This is a genomic window from Enterobacter sp. BIDMC 30 (assembly GCF_000534355.1).
In the GTDB taxonomy this organism is placed as follows: Bacteria; Pseudomonadota; Gammaproteobacteria; order Enterobacterales; family Enterobacteriaceae; genus Enterobacter; species Enterobacter ludwigii.
This window is the reverse complement of record NZ_KI973169.1, coordinates 95,537-110,965: the sequence shown is the minus strand read 5'-3', so window position 1 is coordinate 110,965 and position 15,429 is coordinate 95,537. Positions and strand designations below refer to the sequence as shown.

Sequence of the window (15,429 nt, the reverse complement as noted above, 5' to 3'; positions counted from 1 at the left end):
AGACTTTAGGACAATTAAAAAGGGTTTTTCCATGTCAGAACAAAACAACACCGAAATGACTTTCCAGATCCAGCGTATCTACACCAAGGATGTCTCTTTCGAAGCGCCAAATGCGCCACACGTTTTCCAGAAAGATTGGCAGCCAGAGGTTAAACTTGATCTTGATACCGCATCTACCCAACTGGCGGATGACGTGTATGAAGTCGTACTGCGTGTGACTGTTACTGCCTCTCTGGGCGAAGAGACTGCATTCCTGTGTGAAGTTCAGCAGGGCGGCATCTTCTCCATTGGCGGCATCGAAGGCAACCAGATGGCGCACTGCCTGGGTGCATACTGCCCGAACATTCTGTTCCCGTATGCTCGCGAATGCATCACCAGCCTGGTTTCTCGCGGTACATTCCCGCAACTGAACCTTGCGCCAGTTAACTTTGATGCGCTGTTCATGAACTATCTGCAGCAGCAAGCTGGCGAAGGTACTGAACAACATCAGGATGCCTGATGAGCACTCTTAATGCGTCAATGACTGTGATCGGTGCCGGCTCATACGGCACCGCTCTTGCCATCACGCTGGCAAGAAATGGTCACGAAGTGGTTCTCTGGGGCCACGACCCAAAACATATCGCGACGCTGCAACGCGACCGTTGCAACGTGGCGTTCCTCCCGGACGTTCCGTTCCCAGACTCCCTGCACCTTGAAAGTGACCTTGCGACCGCGCTGGCGGCCAGCCGCAACATTCTGATTGTGGTGCCGAGCCATGTGTTTGGCGAAGTACTGCGTCAGATCAAGCCGCTGATGCGCCCTGATGCGCGCATTGTATGGGCCACCAAAGGGCTGGAAGCCGAAACCGGACGCCTGTTGCAGGATGTCGCCCGCGAAGCGCTGGGTGATGACATCCCGCTGGCGGTTATCTCGGGGCCGACGTTTGCTAAAGAGCTGGCCGCTGGCCTGCCGACGGCGATCTCGCTGGCATCAACCGATCAGGCCTTCTCCGACGATCTTCAGCATCTGCTGCACTGCGGCAAAAGTTTCCGCGTTTACAGCAACCCCGATTTTATCGGCGTACAGCTGGGCGGTGCGGTGAAGAACGTGATTGCGATCGGCGCCGGAATGTCCGACGGGATTGGCTTTGGTGCCAACGCACGTACCGCACTGATTACGCGCGGCTTAACCGAGATGTCCCGCCTTGGCGCAGCACTGGGTGCCGATCCGACCACCTTCATGGGCATGGCGGGCCTGGGCGATCTGGTGCTGACCTGTACCGACAACCAGTCCCGTAACCGCCGCTTTGGCATGATGCTCGGTGAGGGCATGGATGTGAAAGGCGCGCAGGAGAAGATTGGTCAGGTGGTTGAAGGCTATCGCAATACCAAAGAAGTTCGCGAATTGGCGCACCGTTTTGGTGTCGAAATGCCAATAACCGAGGAAATTTATCAGGTATTGTATTGCGGAAAAAATGCGCGCGAGGCAGCATTGACCTTATTAGGTCGTTCGCGCAAGGATGAGCGCAGCAGTAACTAGTCGCAGGGATTCTTGTTAGCACTATGACCCGGCCAGCACAGAACTGGCCGGTCATTAACATGTCGTCTGGAGTAAGCAATGCCGTGTGAAGAACTGGATATCGTCTGGAACAATATTAAAGCTGAAGCCCGGGCTTTGGCTGACTGCGAGCCAATGCTGGCCAGTTTCTATCATGCGACGCTACTCAAGCACGAAAACCTCGGCAGCGCCCTGAGCTATATGCTCGCCAATAAACTGGCTTCCTCGATTATGCCCGCCATCGCCATTCGTGAAGTGGTGGAAGAGGCCTATGCCGCTGACCCTGAAATGATCGCTTCTGCCGCCTGTGATATCCAGGCCGTGCGCACGCGTGACCCGGCGGTGGACAAATACTCTACGCCGTTGCTGTATCTGAAGGGCTTTCATGCCTTGCAGGCGTATCGCATCGGCCACTGGCTGTGGAATGAAGGCCGCCGCGCGCTGGCTATCTTCCTGCAAAACCAGGTTTCCGTGACCTTCCAGGTGGATATTCACCCGGCCGCGAAAATTGGCCGCGGGATCATGCTTGACCACGCCACCGGCATTGTCGTCGGTGAAACCGCGGTGATTGAAGATGACGTTTCGATTCTGCAGTCGGTCACGTTAGGCGGTACCGGTAAAACCAGCGGCGATCGCCATCCGAAAATCCGTGAAGGGGTGATGATCGGCGCGGGCGCCAAGATCCTCGGCAACATCGAAGTGGGTCGTGGTGCGAAGATTGGCGCCGGTTCGGTTGTTCTGCAGCCTGTTCCGCCGCACACGACTGCCGCTGGCGTACCGGCACGTATTGTCGGTAAACCAGACAGCGACAAACCGTCGATGGATATGGATCAGCACTTCAACGGTATTCACCATACGTTTGAGTATGGTGACGGTATTTAACTTCTGAGAATGGCGCCCGGGTATCCCAGCTGGCGCCATGCTTCATACACCACCACCGACACCGCATTTGACAGGTTCATGCTGCGGCTGTCCGGCATCATCGGAATACGAATCTTCTGCTCAGCGGGCAGGGCATCAAGAATGGTGGCCGGCAGGCCGCGCGTTTCCGGGCCAAACATCAGATAATCACCGTCCTGATAGCGCACGGCGCTATGTGCCGGCGTACCTTTGGTGGTCAGGGCGAACATGCGCTGTGGGTTTTCGCTTTCCAGAAACGCGGCGTAATCATGATGGCGAACCACGGCCGTAAATTCATGATAATCCAGCCCCGCGCGGCGCAGACGTTTGTCGTCCCACGTAAAACCCATCGGCTCGATGATATGCAGACGAAAACCGGTGTTGGCGCACAGGCGGATAATATTGCCGGTATTCGGCGGAATTTCTGGTTCGAATAAAACGATGTTAAGCATGCTGCCCCCTTAATTGCGGGGGCAGAATAGCAGAAACCGGGCCGCTTATGCGACGCCGAGATCCTGCGAGCGGCAACGCAGCATTTTGTAGAAGGTTGCCGCGGCCGCCAGCAGGGCGGGCAGGCTAAGGATCATCAAAATACTGTCTGCCTGCCACTGCATGGAGAGAAGCTGCGCGCTGGTCATGGTGCCCGCCACGCCACCAAAGCGGCCAATGCCCTGCATCCAGGCAATGCCCGTTGCGCGACACTCGGTAGGATAAAAGGTGGCTGCCAGCGTCTGCATTCCCGATTGTGCGCCGTTCATCGCGATCCCCATCAGGAAAATCAAGCCGCCAAACAGGGCGATATGGTTATGTTCAATGCCGAGCGCCAGAATGAGCAGCATGGTCAGGACAAAGCCACCTGCGACCACTTTGTGTGCCTCCCAGCGATCCATCATCCAGCCCGCGAGAAGGATGCCTGCGGTACCGCCGAAGGTGAACAGCGAGGTGAGCCATGCGGATTCCGCGAGGGGATAGCCCATCCCCAGCATCAGTGTCGGCATCCAGCTAAGCAGGACGTAATAAATCACCAGCCCCATAAAATAGGTTACCCATAGCATCAGGGTGCCGGGCAGCCAGGGCTGTGAAAACAACTGTGCTACGCTCCCCTTTTTGGCGGCGACCCGATCCTCTGCGAGAAAGAAACCGGTGACACCGTCGAGGGTCGTGCGGGCGAAACGGCTGGCGATACGGCGGATCTGCATCATGTCTTTCCCGCGCTGCACCAGATATTTCACCGATTCCGGTAAAAACAGCATCAGCAGCAGCGTTAATATCAGCGGTGCTATCGCGCCGGTCAGCAGTACGCTTCGCCAGCCATGATGCGGGATAAGCCAGGACGATATCGCCCCACCGCCGGCCGCGCCCAGCGGGAAGCCGCAGTACATGGTATTAATCGCCATGGCGCGACAGCGCTGAGGGGCAAACTCTGAGATGAGGGTGATGGCGTTCGGCATGGCGGCACCCAGCCCCAGGCCCGTCAGAAACCGCCATAGCGTCAGGGTGTTAAGGCTTTGTGCCCAGGCCGTCCCCAGGCTTGAAAGGCCGAAGAACAGACAAGAAAAGACCAGTACGCGCTTGCGGCCTATCCGGTCCGATACCGGGCCTGCGACCAGCGCTCCCAGCGACAGCCCGAGCAGTGCTGCGCTCAGTACCGGTCCCAGATCCTGTTTGTGTATGCCCCATTCTGCCGACAGCGTGGGCGCAATGTAGCCCATTGCTGCGGTATCGAAACCATCGATCGCCAGCACCAGAAAGCCCAGCACGATGAGCACCCAGTGAAACCCGGAAAAGGGACTGTCGTCGATCACCTGCTGAATATCCACCTGACCTGAATATCTCATACGCTCCCCTCTGATGTGATGGTGTTTTTGTGTTCTTGTATTTGCTTGTCTATACAATTGCGTGCGGCACAGGTATGTCAAATTTTCTTATCCAATATGTTACCTAGATGTTATTTTTGACAAAAAAAAGCGCCCGAGGGGAGTTCGGACGCGAGGAGAGGGGAAGGGGAATCAGACGGGCGTCAGGCTGCGTCACCCTGGGCAAGCGGTGCCAGTGCGGCGGGTAATTTACCCAACTCCTGCACCAGGGAGTCCTTGCTGATTTCGCGAATCGTTTTTGCACCGGTCAACGTCATCGCCACTTTCATCTCTTTTTCGATCAGGTTGAGCAGATTCGCCACCCCTGCCTGACCAGCCGTAGCCAGTGCATAAAGATATGCGCGTCCGAGCAATACGCTGTCTGCGCCAAGGGCAATCATACGCACCACGTCAAGCCCGTTGCGGATACCGCTGTCGGCGAGGATAGCGATATCACCTTTCACCGCATCGGCAATCGCCGGCAGTGCGCGTGCGGAAGAGAGTACCCCGTCAAGCTGACGTCCGCCGTGGTTAGAGACCACAATACCGTCAGCGCCAAAGCGCACGGCATCGCGGGCATCTTCCGGGTCGAGGATCCCTTTGATCACCATCGGGCCGTCCCAGAATTCGCGGATCCACTCCAGGTCTTTCCACGAGATGGACGGATCGAAATTATTCGCCAGCCAGCCGATGTAATCTTCCAGCCCGGTGGGTTTACCGAGATAGGCCGAGATATTCCCCAGATCGTGCGGGCGACCATTCACACCGACATCCCAGGCCCATTGCGGGTGCGTTACTGCCTGCCAGTAGCGACGCAGGGCAGCATTTGGGCCGCTCATCCCGGAGTGGGCATCACGGTAACGGGCGCCAGGCGTCGGCATATCAACGGTAAAGACCAGCGTTGAACAGCCCGCGGCTTTGGCACGCTCCAGCGCGTTGCGCATAAAGCCGCGATCGCGCAGGACGTACAGCTGGAACCACATCGGACGCTGGAGGGTCGGGGCCACTTCTTCAATCGGGCAGACGGAGACGGTGGAGAGGGTAAACGGAATACCTTTGGCATCCGCCGCCGCTGCCGCCTGGACTTCACCCCGGCGGGCGTACATGCCGCACAAACCGACTGGCGCAAGGGCCACCGGCATGGAAAGCGTTTCGTTAAACAGCGTTGTCTCAAGACTCAGCTCAGACATATCTTTCAGCACGCGCTGGCGCAGCGCCACTTCCGACAGATCTTCCACGTTGCGGCGCAGGGTGTATTCGGCATATGCCCCACCGTCGATATAGTGGAACAGGAACGGCGGCAAAATGCGCTGCGCCGCGGCGCGATAGTCACTGGCTGCTGAAATAATCATGCTTTGTTCTCCCTGGAAATATCACTGTCGCCAGGCAGACGGGTAATACGCGCCTGTCGGGCCTGATCTTCATCGAATCGTTTAATGGTGGTGTGCACGAACCCCAGATGCGCCATCATCGCTTTGCGCGCGGCTTCAGCATCCCCGGCCAGAATGGCGTTGAGTACCGCCTCGTGCTGTTCGGTCAGTTGGGCAAATACCGGCGGGACCAGATACATACGCTGGCGGCTCTGCTTCACGGAGGATTGCAACAGGTCGAAGAAACCACGCATGGTCTGGAGCAGAACAACGTTATGAGATGCTTCGGCAATCGCCAGATGAAACCGCACGTCCGCCTGCGAGGCGATGTCCGGGTCGCTGCTTTGGGTGGCGTCAAAGCAGGCTTTGAGCTTCTCTTTGTCGGCTTCAGTGGCCCGCATGGCCGCATGCCAGGCGGTACTGGTTTCGATGGCGTGCCGCGCTTCAATGATGTCGAAGCTGTAGTCCGGGTCGTTTTCCATCAGCGTTTTAAGCGGCTGCACGATGTTTTGCTCGGACCAGTCATCGTGCTGCCAGCGGACAAAGGTGCCGCCGCCCCGACGGCTTACCAGTACCCCTTCGCTGACCAGCGTCGCCAGCGCCTCACGCAGTGAGTTACGAGATACACCCAGTTGGGCGGCGAGCTGGCGCTCGGCGGGCAATTTCATGCCCGCTTCCAGCTGTTGTTCTTCAATCAGCGCCCGTACGCGAGAGGCAATCTCGTCGGACAGGCGTCTGGGCATGACTATCATGGGATCATCCAGGTTAAGACATAGGCCTGCAGGGTCGTGATCACCCCGACCATACAGGTGAATATCAGGCTGTGTTTCACGGTAAAGCGGAACAGGTCCGACTCTTTACCGACCAGTCCCACCGCCGCACAGGCAATGGCGATGGATTGCGGTGAGATCATCTTGCCGGTCACGCCGCCGGTAGTATTGGCGGCCACCAGAAGGATGTCCGACACGCCAATCTGCTGGGCTGCCGTCGCCTGCAGGGCCGCAAACAGGGCGTTAGATGAGGTATCTGAACCGGTCAGGAACACCCCCAGCCAGCCGAGGAACGGCGAGAAGAACGTGAAGGCGTGGCCGGTATGCGCCAGCGCAAGCGCCAGTGTCGATGACAGGCCGGAATAGTTCGAGATAAACGCGAACGCCAGCACCATGCCGATGGAGTAGATCGGCAGCATCAGCTCCTTAATGGTAGCCGCAAAAGTCTGTACTGCAGCCGCTGGCTTCATGCGTAACCACACCACAGACAGGATAGCGGCAAACAGGATTGCGGTGCCGGTTGCTGAGAACCAGTCAAATTTATACACCGCGGCATACGGCGTGGCGGCGTGCACCACGGGCGGCATGCGGGCGACCATCTTGTCGAGGAACGGCACGGAGATGTTAATGACCATCTCATACAGTGCGCCGCCAGGTGCGAACAGGGCCTTAAACGGTGGAATACTCCAGAGCGTAACCGTGGCGGTCAGGAACAGGAACGGAGACCATGCGCGAATGATTTGTCCCGCGGTATAACCGGTACGTGCCAGGGTTTGATCGACGTGTGAAGCACCCATATCGGCGAAACGGAAGATGCGTACCGGCTGCCAGCGTTTCAGGAACAGCGTCAGGCAGACCAGCGACACCAGTGAAGAGATAATGTCCGGCAATTCGGGGCCGAGGAAATTCGAGCTGAGATACTGGGCAATGGCAAACGAGCCGCCAGCGACGACCACCGCAGGCCATGTCTCTTTCACGCCGCGCCAGCCATCCATAATCGCCATGATCCAGAACAGCACAATGATGGTCAGGAACGGCAGCTGACGGCCAACCATCTGGCCAATTTCAAAGCTGTCCAGACCGGTGACCTGCCCGGCGACCAGAATCGGGATCCCCATCGCACCAAACGCCACCGGCGCGGTGTTAACGATCAGACAAAGACCTGCAGCGTAAAGCGGGTTGAACCCCAGCCCGACTAACAGCGCCGCGGTGATGGCAACCGGTGCGCCAAACCCGGCCGCCCCTTCCAGAAAAGCCCCGAAGGAGAAACCGACAATCAGCATCTGCAGACGCTGGTCCGGAGTAATGGAAAGTATCGATGAGCGGATAATGTCGAATTGCCCGGTTTTCACCGAGATTTTGTAGACAAAGACCGCCGCGATGATAATCCACGCAATCGGCCACAGGCCGTAGAAGAAACCATAGACGACGGAGGCCAGCGCGCGATCGACCGGCATTTTATAGAAGAACAGTGCCACCATCAGCGCAATGGCAACGGTGTACGTCGCGGCCAGGTATCCCTTCAGCTTGAGCTTAATCAGCGCAAAGAAGAAGAACAGGATCGGAAGCGATGCGATCAGGCTCGACAGCCAGATATTGCCAGCCGGATCGTAGTTTTGTTGCCAGAGGCTCATGCAGGTCTCCTGAGGACCAGACAGTCTGCGTAGCGGGTGAGTCTCCGCTCATCTCTGCGTCACAAACTGTGTAAAAGTGGTCCTGCCAATATTGTGTTGTAGGGTGAATGACAATAAATGGTTAACCAGTTGTTATGAGTCGGCAATGATTTTGTGAGGGGAATTAGTGGAATTGTGAACCAGGAAAGTGATTACCGGGAGATTGGTTGGGCCAATTTTAAGCGGTGAGGGGGGCGACGCGGTATGGTTTTCGCCCTCTCGCCTGGGAGAGAGGGCAGGGGACGATCAAAACGCGGTCTTACAAAAACCCGTCATCTCTTTCAGACCCATTTCGCGACCAAGCTCGGTCATGGGATGAACCACCACCAGGCCACGGACGCTTTTCTTCAGCTTGCCCATGTCGGCCTGCTCTTTTTTAGTGATGGCGCGACGGTGCGGCATGCTCAACAGCTTTTGGGCTTCGTTGCTCAGCTTCTGGCCTTTGACTTCGCGCAGACGCTCGATTTCCGCTTCAAGCTTCTCACTCTCTTTCTCCAGCTCGGCATACTTCTCGGCGGACTCAACCAGTGAGAGACCAGCCATCTGGTGGCGGATCAGATCCAGGCGGTCGCTCAGGCGTTTAATTTCGTTCTTTTCGACTTCTTTCATGACAAATAACTCTGAAAACGGGGAATTTACAGGGAAGGATACACCAATGTGAGCAGGCTTACTTCTGAAACGCTTTTTTTAAGCTGATTCGGGAAATCAGCTCAGTCAGGGAAAGGACCATTGTGGAACGGACAACCTGTTGATAACGCAGCTTTTGCATCGCGTACAGCTCAGGGTCACTGTTATCAAAATGGGGAGCAGGGGGAAGCGCGGAGACGCAGTGTAGCTCGCCGAAGGGGCCAAGGATCTCATCATCGGTAAAGGTGTACTCATTACCGTCATGATTTAACTCTTCGCGCAGCGCCATCAGCAGCTCGGCATCTTCATACTCTTGTCGGTTCAACACGCCAAGACCATAAATCAGCTTCAGACGTACCGATAAATCGCCCAGCGGTCCGTCTCCGTCCAGTAACGGTTCTACAGCATATTTTACCGCGTAGTCGTCTTTGCGAAACACCTGAAGTACCAGAATATTCACCGCCTCGGTTAGCAACTCGACGGCGGCAATCAGGAAACTTCGTACGGTTTTGCCAGCATTCAGACGCTCAAGCACACGATTTTCAAAGGCCTGGGTTTGTTCCATTATTGCCTGCATATCTGACAATCTGTTATTTGGGCGCAGGCTATCCTGCGCCGCACTCTGCATCATTTGATTGCGTTGTAAGCGTTCACCGCCTCCACAACCACGTCGCTGTTGGCATCCAGACCAGAGATCTGCGCCAGCGCACCCTGCGGGCCTTTATCGTTAATCAGCTGAGCCAGCTCCTGCGCCTGTGGATCCTGTTCGCTGCGGTAATGCATCGCGGCGGCAATCCCTTTCACCAGGTTGGCGTGCGCAAGACCATACTCCAGCGTGCCCAGCAGCGGTTTAATCAGGCGATCGCCCGCGCTCAGTTTACGCAGTGGCTGACGGCCTACGCGCTCAACGTCATCTTTCAGATACGGGTTTTCAAAACGACCGAGGATTTTCTGGATGTATGCTGCATGTTTCTCAGCATCAAAACCGTAGCGTTTGATCAGCACCGCGCCGCTCTCTTCCATTGCCCCTTTAACCACCGCACGGATGCTCTCATCGAGGATCGCGTCACGAATGGTCTGATGACCGGCCAATTTTCCGAGGTACGCGGTTATAGCATGCCCGGTGTTCAGCGTGAAGAGTTTACGTTCGACAAAGGCCATCAGGTTATCGGTTAATTCCATCCCCGGAATGGTTGGCAGTGCGCCTTTAAACTGGGTTTTATCGACGATCCACTCGCTGAAGGTTTCCACGGTCACTTCCAGCGGATCGTGGGTGGCGGATTCTGATGGCGGAACGATACGGTCAACGGCGGAATCCACAAAGCCGACGTGCGCTTCCACCCAGGCTTTATCTTCGTCCGCGACGGCGGCGAGCACATGGCCTTTCAGCTGCGTGGTGCCGCGCACCATGTTTTCACAGGCGATGATGTTCAGCGGTGTGTCGATGCCCTGCGCTTTACGTTTTGCTAGGCCTTTCGCCACCGCAGGGGCAATGCGCTCAAGCACCACCGGGCCAACGGCCGTGGTCACCAGATCGACACTGGCGATGAGGTCGATAACGTCTTCGCCAATGCTGCTTACCGCATTAACGCCAGACACCGTCTCAACCTGCTCGTTTTCGCCTACCACGTGTACCTGATAGCTATGACGGGCATTCAGGGCATCCAGGACTACCTGATTCACATCGGCGAATGTCAGCGTAATGCCTGCGTCTGCCAGCAGTTTACCGATAAAGCCACGACCGATATTACCTGCGCCAAAATGTAATGCTTTCATAGTATTAACCTTAATCAATGTTTTTACCCGAGAGGGCTGGGGTGAGGCTTTGCCCTCACCCTAACCCTCTCCCCACAGGGGGAGAGGGAAGAGGTTCCGTTACTTGTTCAACAGCGCCAGCACTTCTTCCACGCTGGTGGTGTTGGCCAGACGTTCAATGACAGAGTCGTCATCCAGCGCGTTGGTCAGGCTGGTAATCACCTGGATGTGCTCGTTGTTGCGAGCGGCGATACCAATCACCAGGCGGGCGATGTCGTCTTCTTCTTCACCGAAGCGTACACCATCCGGATACTGGCAGAACACCACGCCGGTTTTCAGTACGCGGTCTTTCGCTTCAACCGTACCGTGTGGAACCGCAATGGATTCACCCAGATAGGTTGGGGTCAGCTTTTCACGCTCCAGCATCGCGTCAACGTATTCAGGCTGCACGTAGCCGCCTTTCACCAGCTGTTCACCGGCAAAGCGAATCGCCTCTTCCTTGTGGGACGCCGTGCGGCCCAGGAAGATGTTTTCTGCGCCCAGGCGGAACAGGTGGCTGTCGTTCGCGTCAAAGCTGTCTTTCAGGCTGTCGCGGACTTTGACTTCGTTATCTTCATGACGCTGCGCGGCCACCAGACGTTCGGTCAGGTTGGTGTACAGGCCGCTGTCCAGGAAGTTGGTCAGCGAAATGTGCTGTGCCTGAGGAACCTGACGCATCGCACGTTCGGTTAGATCGCGGTGCGTAATCACCAGGTCAACATCTGCAGGGAGGCTGTTGATGGCGCTGTTGGTGACGGAGATGTTGGTCAGACCCGCATCCTGCACTTTCTTACGCAGCACGCCGGCACCCATGGCGCTGGAACCCATACCCGCGTCACAGGCCACGATGATTTTACGTACGTGGCTCAGGTCGTTAGAGACATCGCCCGCCGCCAGCGGCGTTGCGCCTTTTGATTCGGCTTTCATGTCATGCATACGACGGGTTGCCGCTTCAATATCGTCATCTTCTTTCACTTTGCTGGTTTTCAGCAGGATAGAAGAGACCACGAAGGAAACGGCCATTGCCGCACAGATGGCTGCGATGTTAGCGAAATAGGCACCTTTCGGGGTCATCGCCAGGACCGCCAGGATGGAGCCTGGAGAGGCCGGAGAAACCAGACCACCGCCCAGCACGCTCAGGGTGAACACGCCCGTCATACCGCCGAGGATAACGGCCAGGATCAGACGTGGGTTCATCAGCACGTAAGGGAAGTAAATTTCGTGGATACCGCCCAGGAAGTGGATGATAGCCGCACCGCCCGCAGACTGTTTCGCACTGCCGCGACCAAAGAACATGTACGCCAGCAGAACACCCATGCCCGGGCCCGGGTTGGCTTCAATCAGGAAGAAGATGGACTTGCCGAGGTCATGAGACTGCTGAATACCCAGCGGTGAGAAGATACCGTGGTTAATGGCGTTGTTGAGGAACAGGATTTTCGCCGGTTCAACAAAGATAGACGCCAGCGGCAGCATGTCGTGCGCAACCATGAAGTTAACGCCTGCCGCCAGAACTTTGGACAGCACTTCAACCGCAGGGCCAATACCGAGGAACGCCAGAATCGCGAGGATCATACCGATGATGCCCGCAGAGAAGTTGTTCACCAGCATTTCGAAGCCGGATTTGATCTTGCCATCAACCCAGACGTCGAATTTCTTAATTGCCCAGCCGCCCAGAGGGCCCGCAATCATTGCACCGAGGAACATCGGCATATCCGCACCGACGATAACCCCCATCGTCGTGATGGCACCCACAACGCCACCACGGTCTCCACCCACCAGACGACCCCCGGTAAACCCGATAAGCAGCGGCAGCAGGTAGGTAATCATTGGGCCAACAAGTTTCGCCAGCGTTTCGTTAGGCAACCACCCTGTCGGAATGAACAACGCAGTGATGATACCCCACGCGATAAACGCGCCGATATTTGGCATCACCATATTGCTGAGGAAACGACCAAAGCTTTGAACTTTGATCTTGAAATCGGATGACATAAAACACCCCTTCTTCTGTTTACGCTTAGGCTTGCGGCCCGAGGTTTATTGTTAATGAGGCGGCAGAGGTAGCCGGGCCCTGTTCTGATGCTGTGAAATCTGGCACTGAATCGTTCAACTGTCCAGACGACGGAAATTTGTGTGATATGAATCACGTAAATGTAGGGGGTGCAGACATGAATGAAGTGATCTTCGTCACAAAAATGGTGGATAAAAAAAATACGATGGCGATAAATAAAGCAAAAACCACCCACTTCTGTGATGTGAATCACATTTGGTTGTCGTGAGTTTGTTTCTGGATTGTGACTAATTTCACAAAAAATTTTTATGCAGAATTCTCCGGATGTGATCGGCGACAAATTCTGCCTGGCGATTCAACGCCAGGATGTCATGAAGTCACACATAAAGCTAAAAAATGACTTTTCATGTGTGGTATGGCGAAAAGCAATAAGGTACGTTACGCTCATATTGTAAGGTTAAGTCTATTATTATTCAGGATATATTTTGACACGCTTATAAACTTGCATGGAGATATTATAAAAAACGATACTCCCCGGCTCTGAAATATAAGTACACCTCGTATTTATAAAAAATTAATTAGGTTGCGTACCGTTTTATTAATTTAATGAGTTGACGTTGTTTAAGTGAGGAGAATATGTTTCTCAACTATTTTGCGCTGGGCGTATTGATTTTTGTATTTCTGGTTCTTTTTTACGGAATCATCGCCATCCATGATATTCCTTATAATATGGCCAAAAAACGGAATCATCCCCATGCGGATGCCATTCATACGGCGGGATGGATTAGCCTGTTTACGCTCCATGCGATTTGGCCGTTCCTGTGGATTTGGGCCACGTTGTACCGCGAAGATCGCGGCTGGGGGATGCAGAACCACATCTCAAAACCTGATGAGGTCCCGGGTATGGATGCTCTGACTAAACGTGTCGCCGAATTAGAACAAAAACTGGCAGCGGTACCTCCCACGGCTGACAAGAATACGCTGGAGCACTAATCATGGATCTGCTGATTATTTTGACCTATGTGGCCTTTGCCTGGGCCATTTTTAAAATATTCCGTATCCCGGTAAACCAGTGGACTCTCGCGACCGCAACATTAGGCGGGGTGTTTATTGTCGCCGGGCTTATCCTGTTGATGAACTATAACCATCCCTATACCTTTACGGCGCAAAAAGCGGTTATTTCCATTCCGATTACGCCGCAGGTTACTGGGGTAGTGAGTGAAGTTACCGATAAAAATAACCAGCTAATTAAAAAAGGCGAAGTGTTATTTAAACTTGATCCGGGCCGCTATCAGGCGCGCGTCGACAGACTGCAGGCCGACCTGGTCACCGCCACGCACAATATCGACAATCTCAAAGCGCAGCTTGCGGAAGCGGTCGCCAATACCACGCGCGTGTCCGCTGAACGCGATCGCCTGTATAAAGATTACCAGCGCTACCTGAAAGGCAGCCGCGCAAAGGTTAACCCGTTCTCTGAAAGCGATATCGACAACGCACGGCAAAACTATCTGGCGCAGGATGCGCTGGTAAAAGGCTCGGTGGCTGAACAGACGCAAATACAAAGTCAGTTAGACAGTATGGTCAACGGTGAGCAATCCCAGGTTGCTTCCCTGCGTGCTCAGCTTGCTGAAGCGAAATACAACCTGGATCAGACCGTGGTGCGTGCGCCGAGCAATGGCTATATCACGCAGGTGCTGATTCGTCCGGGGACCTATGCTGCCGCGCTGCCGCTGCGCCCGGTCATGGTCTTTATTCCTGAACAGAAACGCCAGATTGTGGCCCAGTTCCGTCAGAACTCGCTGCTGCGTCTGAAGCCGGGCGACGAAGCGGAAGTGGTCTTCAACGCGCTGCCGGGCCAGGTCTTCTCCGGCAAGCTCACCAGTATTCTGCCGGTGGTGCCGGGGGGGTCATACCAGGCGCAGGGTGCGTTGCAGTCGCTGACCGTGATCCCTGGTACCGATGGCGTATTAGGCACTATCGAGCTGGAGCCGAATGCTGATGTCGATGCGCTGCCCGACGGCATTTATGCTCAGGTGGCGGTCTATTCGGATCACTTTGCTCACGTCTCGGTAATGCGTAAGGTGCTGTTGCGTATGACCAGCTGGATGCACTACCTCTATCTCGATCACTAACCCCTTCAGGGCAGGAATGCGACACGCATACCTGCCCTTTTTTCATCGCTTGATCCATACTGACTTTTTTCGGCATCAAGGATCAGGCAATGAAACTTATCGGCAGCTACACCAGTCCCTTCGTGCGAAAAATCTCGATTCTCCTGCTGGAGAAAGGGATTGAATTCGAGTTCGTCAATGAACAGCCTTATCACGCTGAAAACGGTGTGGCGCAGTACAACCCGCTGGGAAAAGTGCCGGCGCTGGTAACAGACGAAGGCCAGTACTGGTTTGATTCCCCCATTATTGCGGAGTACATCGAGCTGCTCGGCGTGGCCCCGGCGATGTTACCGGCCGATCCAAACGCGGCGCTGGCAATGAAGCAAATTGAAGCGCTGGCCGACGGTATTATGGATGCGGCGTTAACGTCCGTACGCGAGCAGGCAAGACCCGCCGCCCAGCAGTCTGAAACGGAACTGTTACGCCAGCGTGAAAAAATCAGCCGCAGCCTGGACTGGTGCGAACAGCTTATCCGGGAGGGAAAAATTCAACCCGATAGCCTGAACCTGGCAACGATAGCCATTGCCTGCGCCATCGGTTATCTCAATTTCCGCCGCGTTTCCCCCGGCTGGTGCGTCGACCGTCCATTGCTGGTGAAGCTTGCAGAAACGCTCTTTCAGCGCGAGAGCTTTGCCCGTACCGAACCGCCAAAGGCTTGATGCGGGTTATAACACTTCGCAGCAGGAGGCGGTACAATCCCTTCTTATGTTGACTCCCTCTCCCG

Annotated in this window: 15 protein-coding genes; 6 read left to right on the top strand and 9 right to left on the bottom strand. The window is 55.4% G+C overall.

What is annotated here, in order from left to right; all coding sequences use genetic code 11:
* Positions 1-31 precede the first annotated feature (31 nt).
* The 3 genes from secB (at position 32) to cysE (ending at position 2,418) form a co-directional block, all read left to right on the top strand.
* On the top strand, positions 32-499 hold the full coding sequence (gene secB / locus L466_RS21675) for a protein-export chaperone SecB (protein WP_014168079.1): 468 nt from the start codon (positions 32-34) through the stop codon (positions 497-499).
* Positions 499-1,518 carry an NAD(P)H-dependent glycerol-3-phosphate dehydrogenase gene (gene gpsA, locus L466_RS21680; RefSeq protein ID WP_014168080.1) on the top strand — a complete coding sequence of 340 codons (1,020 nt, stop codon included), beginning with the start codon at positions 499-501 and terminating at the stop codon, positions 1,516-1,518. The genes secB and gpsA overlap by 1 nt, the downstream gene beginning before the upstream one ends.
* A gap of 78 nt (positions 1,519-1,596) precedes the next feature.
* Complete coding sequence (gene cysE, locus L466_RS21685; protein ID WP_008502718.1) at positions 1,597-2,418, top strand: serine O-acetyltransferase; 822 nt, start codon at positions 1,597-1,599, stop codon at positions 2,416-2,418.
* On the opposite strand, the gene trmL is transcribed toward cysE, so the two are convergent.
* The 9 genes from trmL to L466_RS21730 all read right to left on the bottom strand — a co-directional run bounded on the left by trmL (position 2,415) and on the right by L466_RS21730 (position 12,515).
* The gene (gene trmL, locus L466_RS21690) at positions 2,415-2,888 is read right to left on the bottom strand and encodes a tRNA (uridine(34)/cytosine(34)/5-carboxymethylaminomethyluridine(34)-2'-O)-methyltransferase TrmL (RefSeq protein WP_014168081.1); all 474 of its coding nucleotides are present in this window, start codon (positions 2,886-2,888) and stop codon (positions 2,415-2,417) included. The two genes, cysE and trmL, sit on opposite strands and share 4 nt — an antisense overlap.
* Before the next feature lie 45 nt (positions 2,889-2,933).
* Positions 2,934-4,274: an MFS transporter gene (locus L466_RS21695; RefSeq protein WP_025206448.1), complete on the bottom strand. Its 1,341-nt coding sequence runs from the start codon at positions 4,272-4,274 to the stop codon at positions 2,934-2,936.
* Positions 4,275-4,456: 182 nt separating this feature from the next.
* Positions 4,457-5,644, bottom strand: coding sequence for an FMN-dependent L-lactate dehydrogenase LldD (gene lldD, locus L466_RS21700; protein WP_025206447.1), 1,188 nt, complete (start codon positions 5,642-5,644; stop codon positions 4,457-4,459).
* On the bottom strand, positions 5,641-6,414 hold the full coding sequence (gene lldR / locus L466_RS21705; protein WP_014168084.1) for a transcriptional regulator LldR: 774 nt from the start codon (positions 6,412-6,414) through the stop codon (positions 5,641-5,643). Before lldR ends, lldD begins: the two co-directional genes overlap by 4 nt.
* A complete protein-coding gene (gene lldP / locus L466_RS21710) occupies positions 6,411-8,066 on the bottom strand; it encodes an L-lactate permease (protein ID WP_032680001.1) in 1,656 nt (551 codons plus the stop codon). Before lldP ends, lldR begins: the two co-directional genes overlap by 4 nt.
* A gap of 285 nt (positions 8,067-8,351) precedes the next feature.
* Positions 8,352-8,714, bottom strand: coding sequence for a YibL family ribosome-associated protein (locus tag L466_RS21715; RefSeq protein WP_014168086.1), 363 nt, complete (start codon positions 8,712-8,714; stop codon positions 8,352-8,354).
* 58 nt (positions 8,715-8,772) lie between these two features.
* On the bottom strand, positions 8,773-9,360 hold the full coding sequence (gene mtlR / locus L466_RS21720) for a mannitol operon repressor MtlR (RefSeq protein ID WP_192879999.1): 588 nt from the start codon (positions 9,358-9,360) through the stop codon (positions 8,773-8,775).
* Positions 9,360-10,508, bottom strand: coding sequence for a mannitol-1-phosphate 5-dehydrogenase (mtlD, locus tag L466_RS21725; protein ID WP_020882667.1), 1,149 nt, complete (start codon positions 10,506-10,508; stop codon positions 9,360-9,362). Before mtlD ends, mtlR begins: the two co-directional genes overlap by 1 nt.
* 99 nt (positions 10,509-10,607) lie before the next feature.
* Positions 10,608-12,515, bottom strand: coding sequence for a PTS mannitol transporter subunit IICBA (locus tag L466_RS21730; RefSeq protein WP_014168089.1), 1,908 nt, complete (start codon positions 12,513-12,515; stop codon positions 10,608-10,610).
* 655 nt (positions 12,516-13,170) lie between these two features.
* On the opposite strand from L466_RS21730, the gene L466_RS21735 reads away from it, so the two are divergent.
* The 3 genes from L466_RS21735 (at position 13,171) to L466_RS21745 (ending at position 15,364) form a co-directional block, all read left to right on the top strand.
* Positions 13,171-13,527, top strand: coding sequence for a DUF3302 domain-containing protein (locus tag L466_RS21735; RefSeq protein ID WP_014168090.1), 357 nt, complete (start codon positions 13,171-13,173; stop codon positions 13,525-13,527).
* Positions 13,528-13,529: 2 nt separating this feature from the next.
* A complete protein-coding gene (locus L466_RS21740) occupies positions 13,530-14,666 on the top strand; it encodes an HlyD family secretion protein (protein WP_014168091.1) in 1,137 nt (378 codons plus the stop codon).
* A gap of 89 nt (positions 14,667-14,755) precedes the next feature.
* Positions 14,756-15,364, top strand: a complete 609-nt coding sequence (locus tag L466_RS21745) for a glutathione S-transferase (RefSeq protein WP_032679336.1) — start codon at positions 14,756-14,758, stop codon at positions 15,362-15,364.
* Positions 15,365-15,429 lie beyond the last annotated feature (65 nt).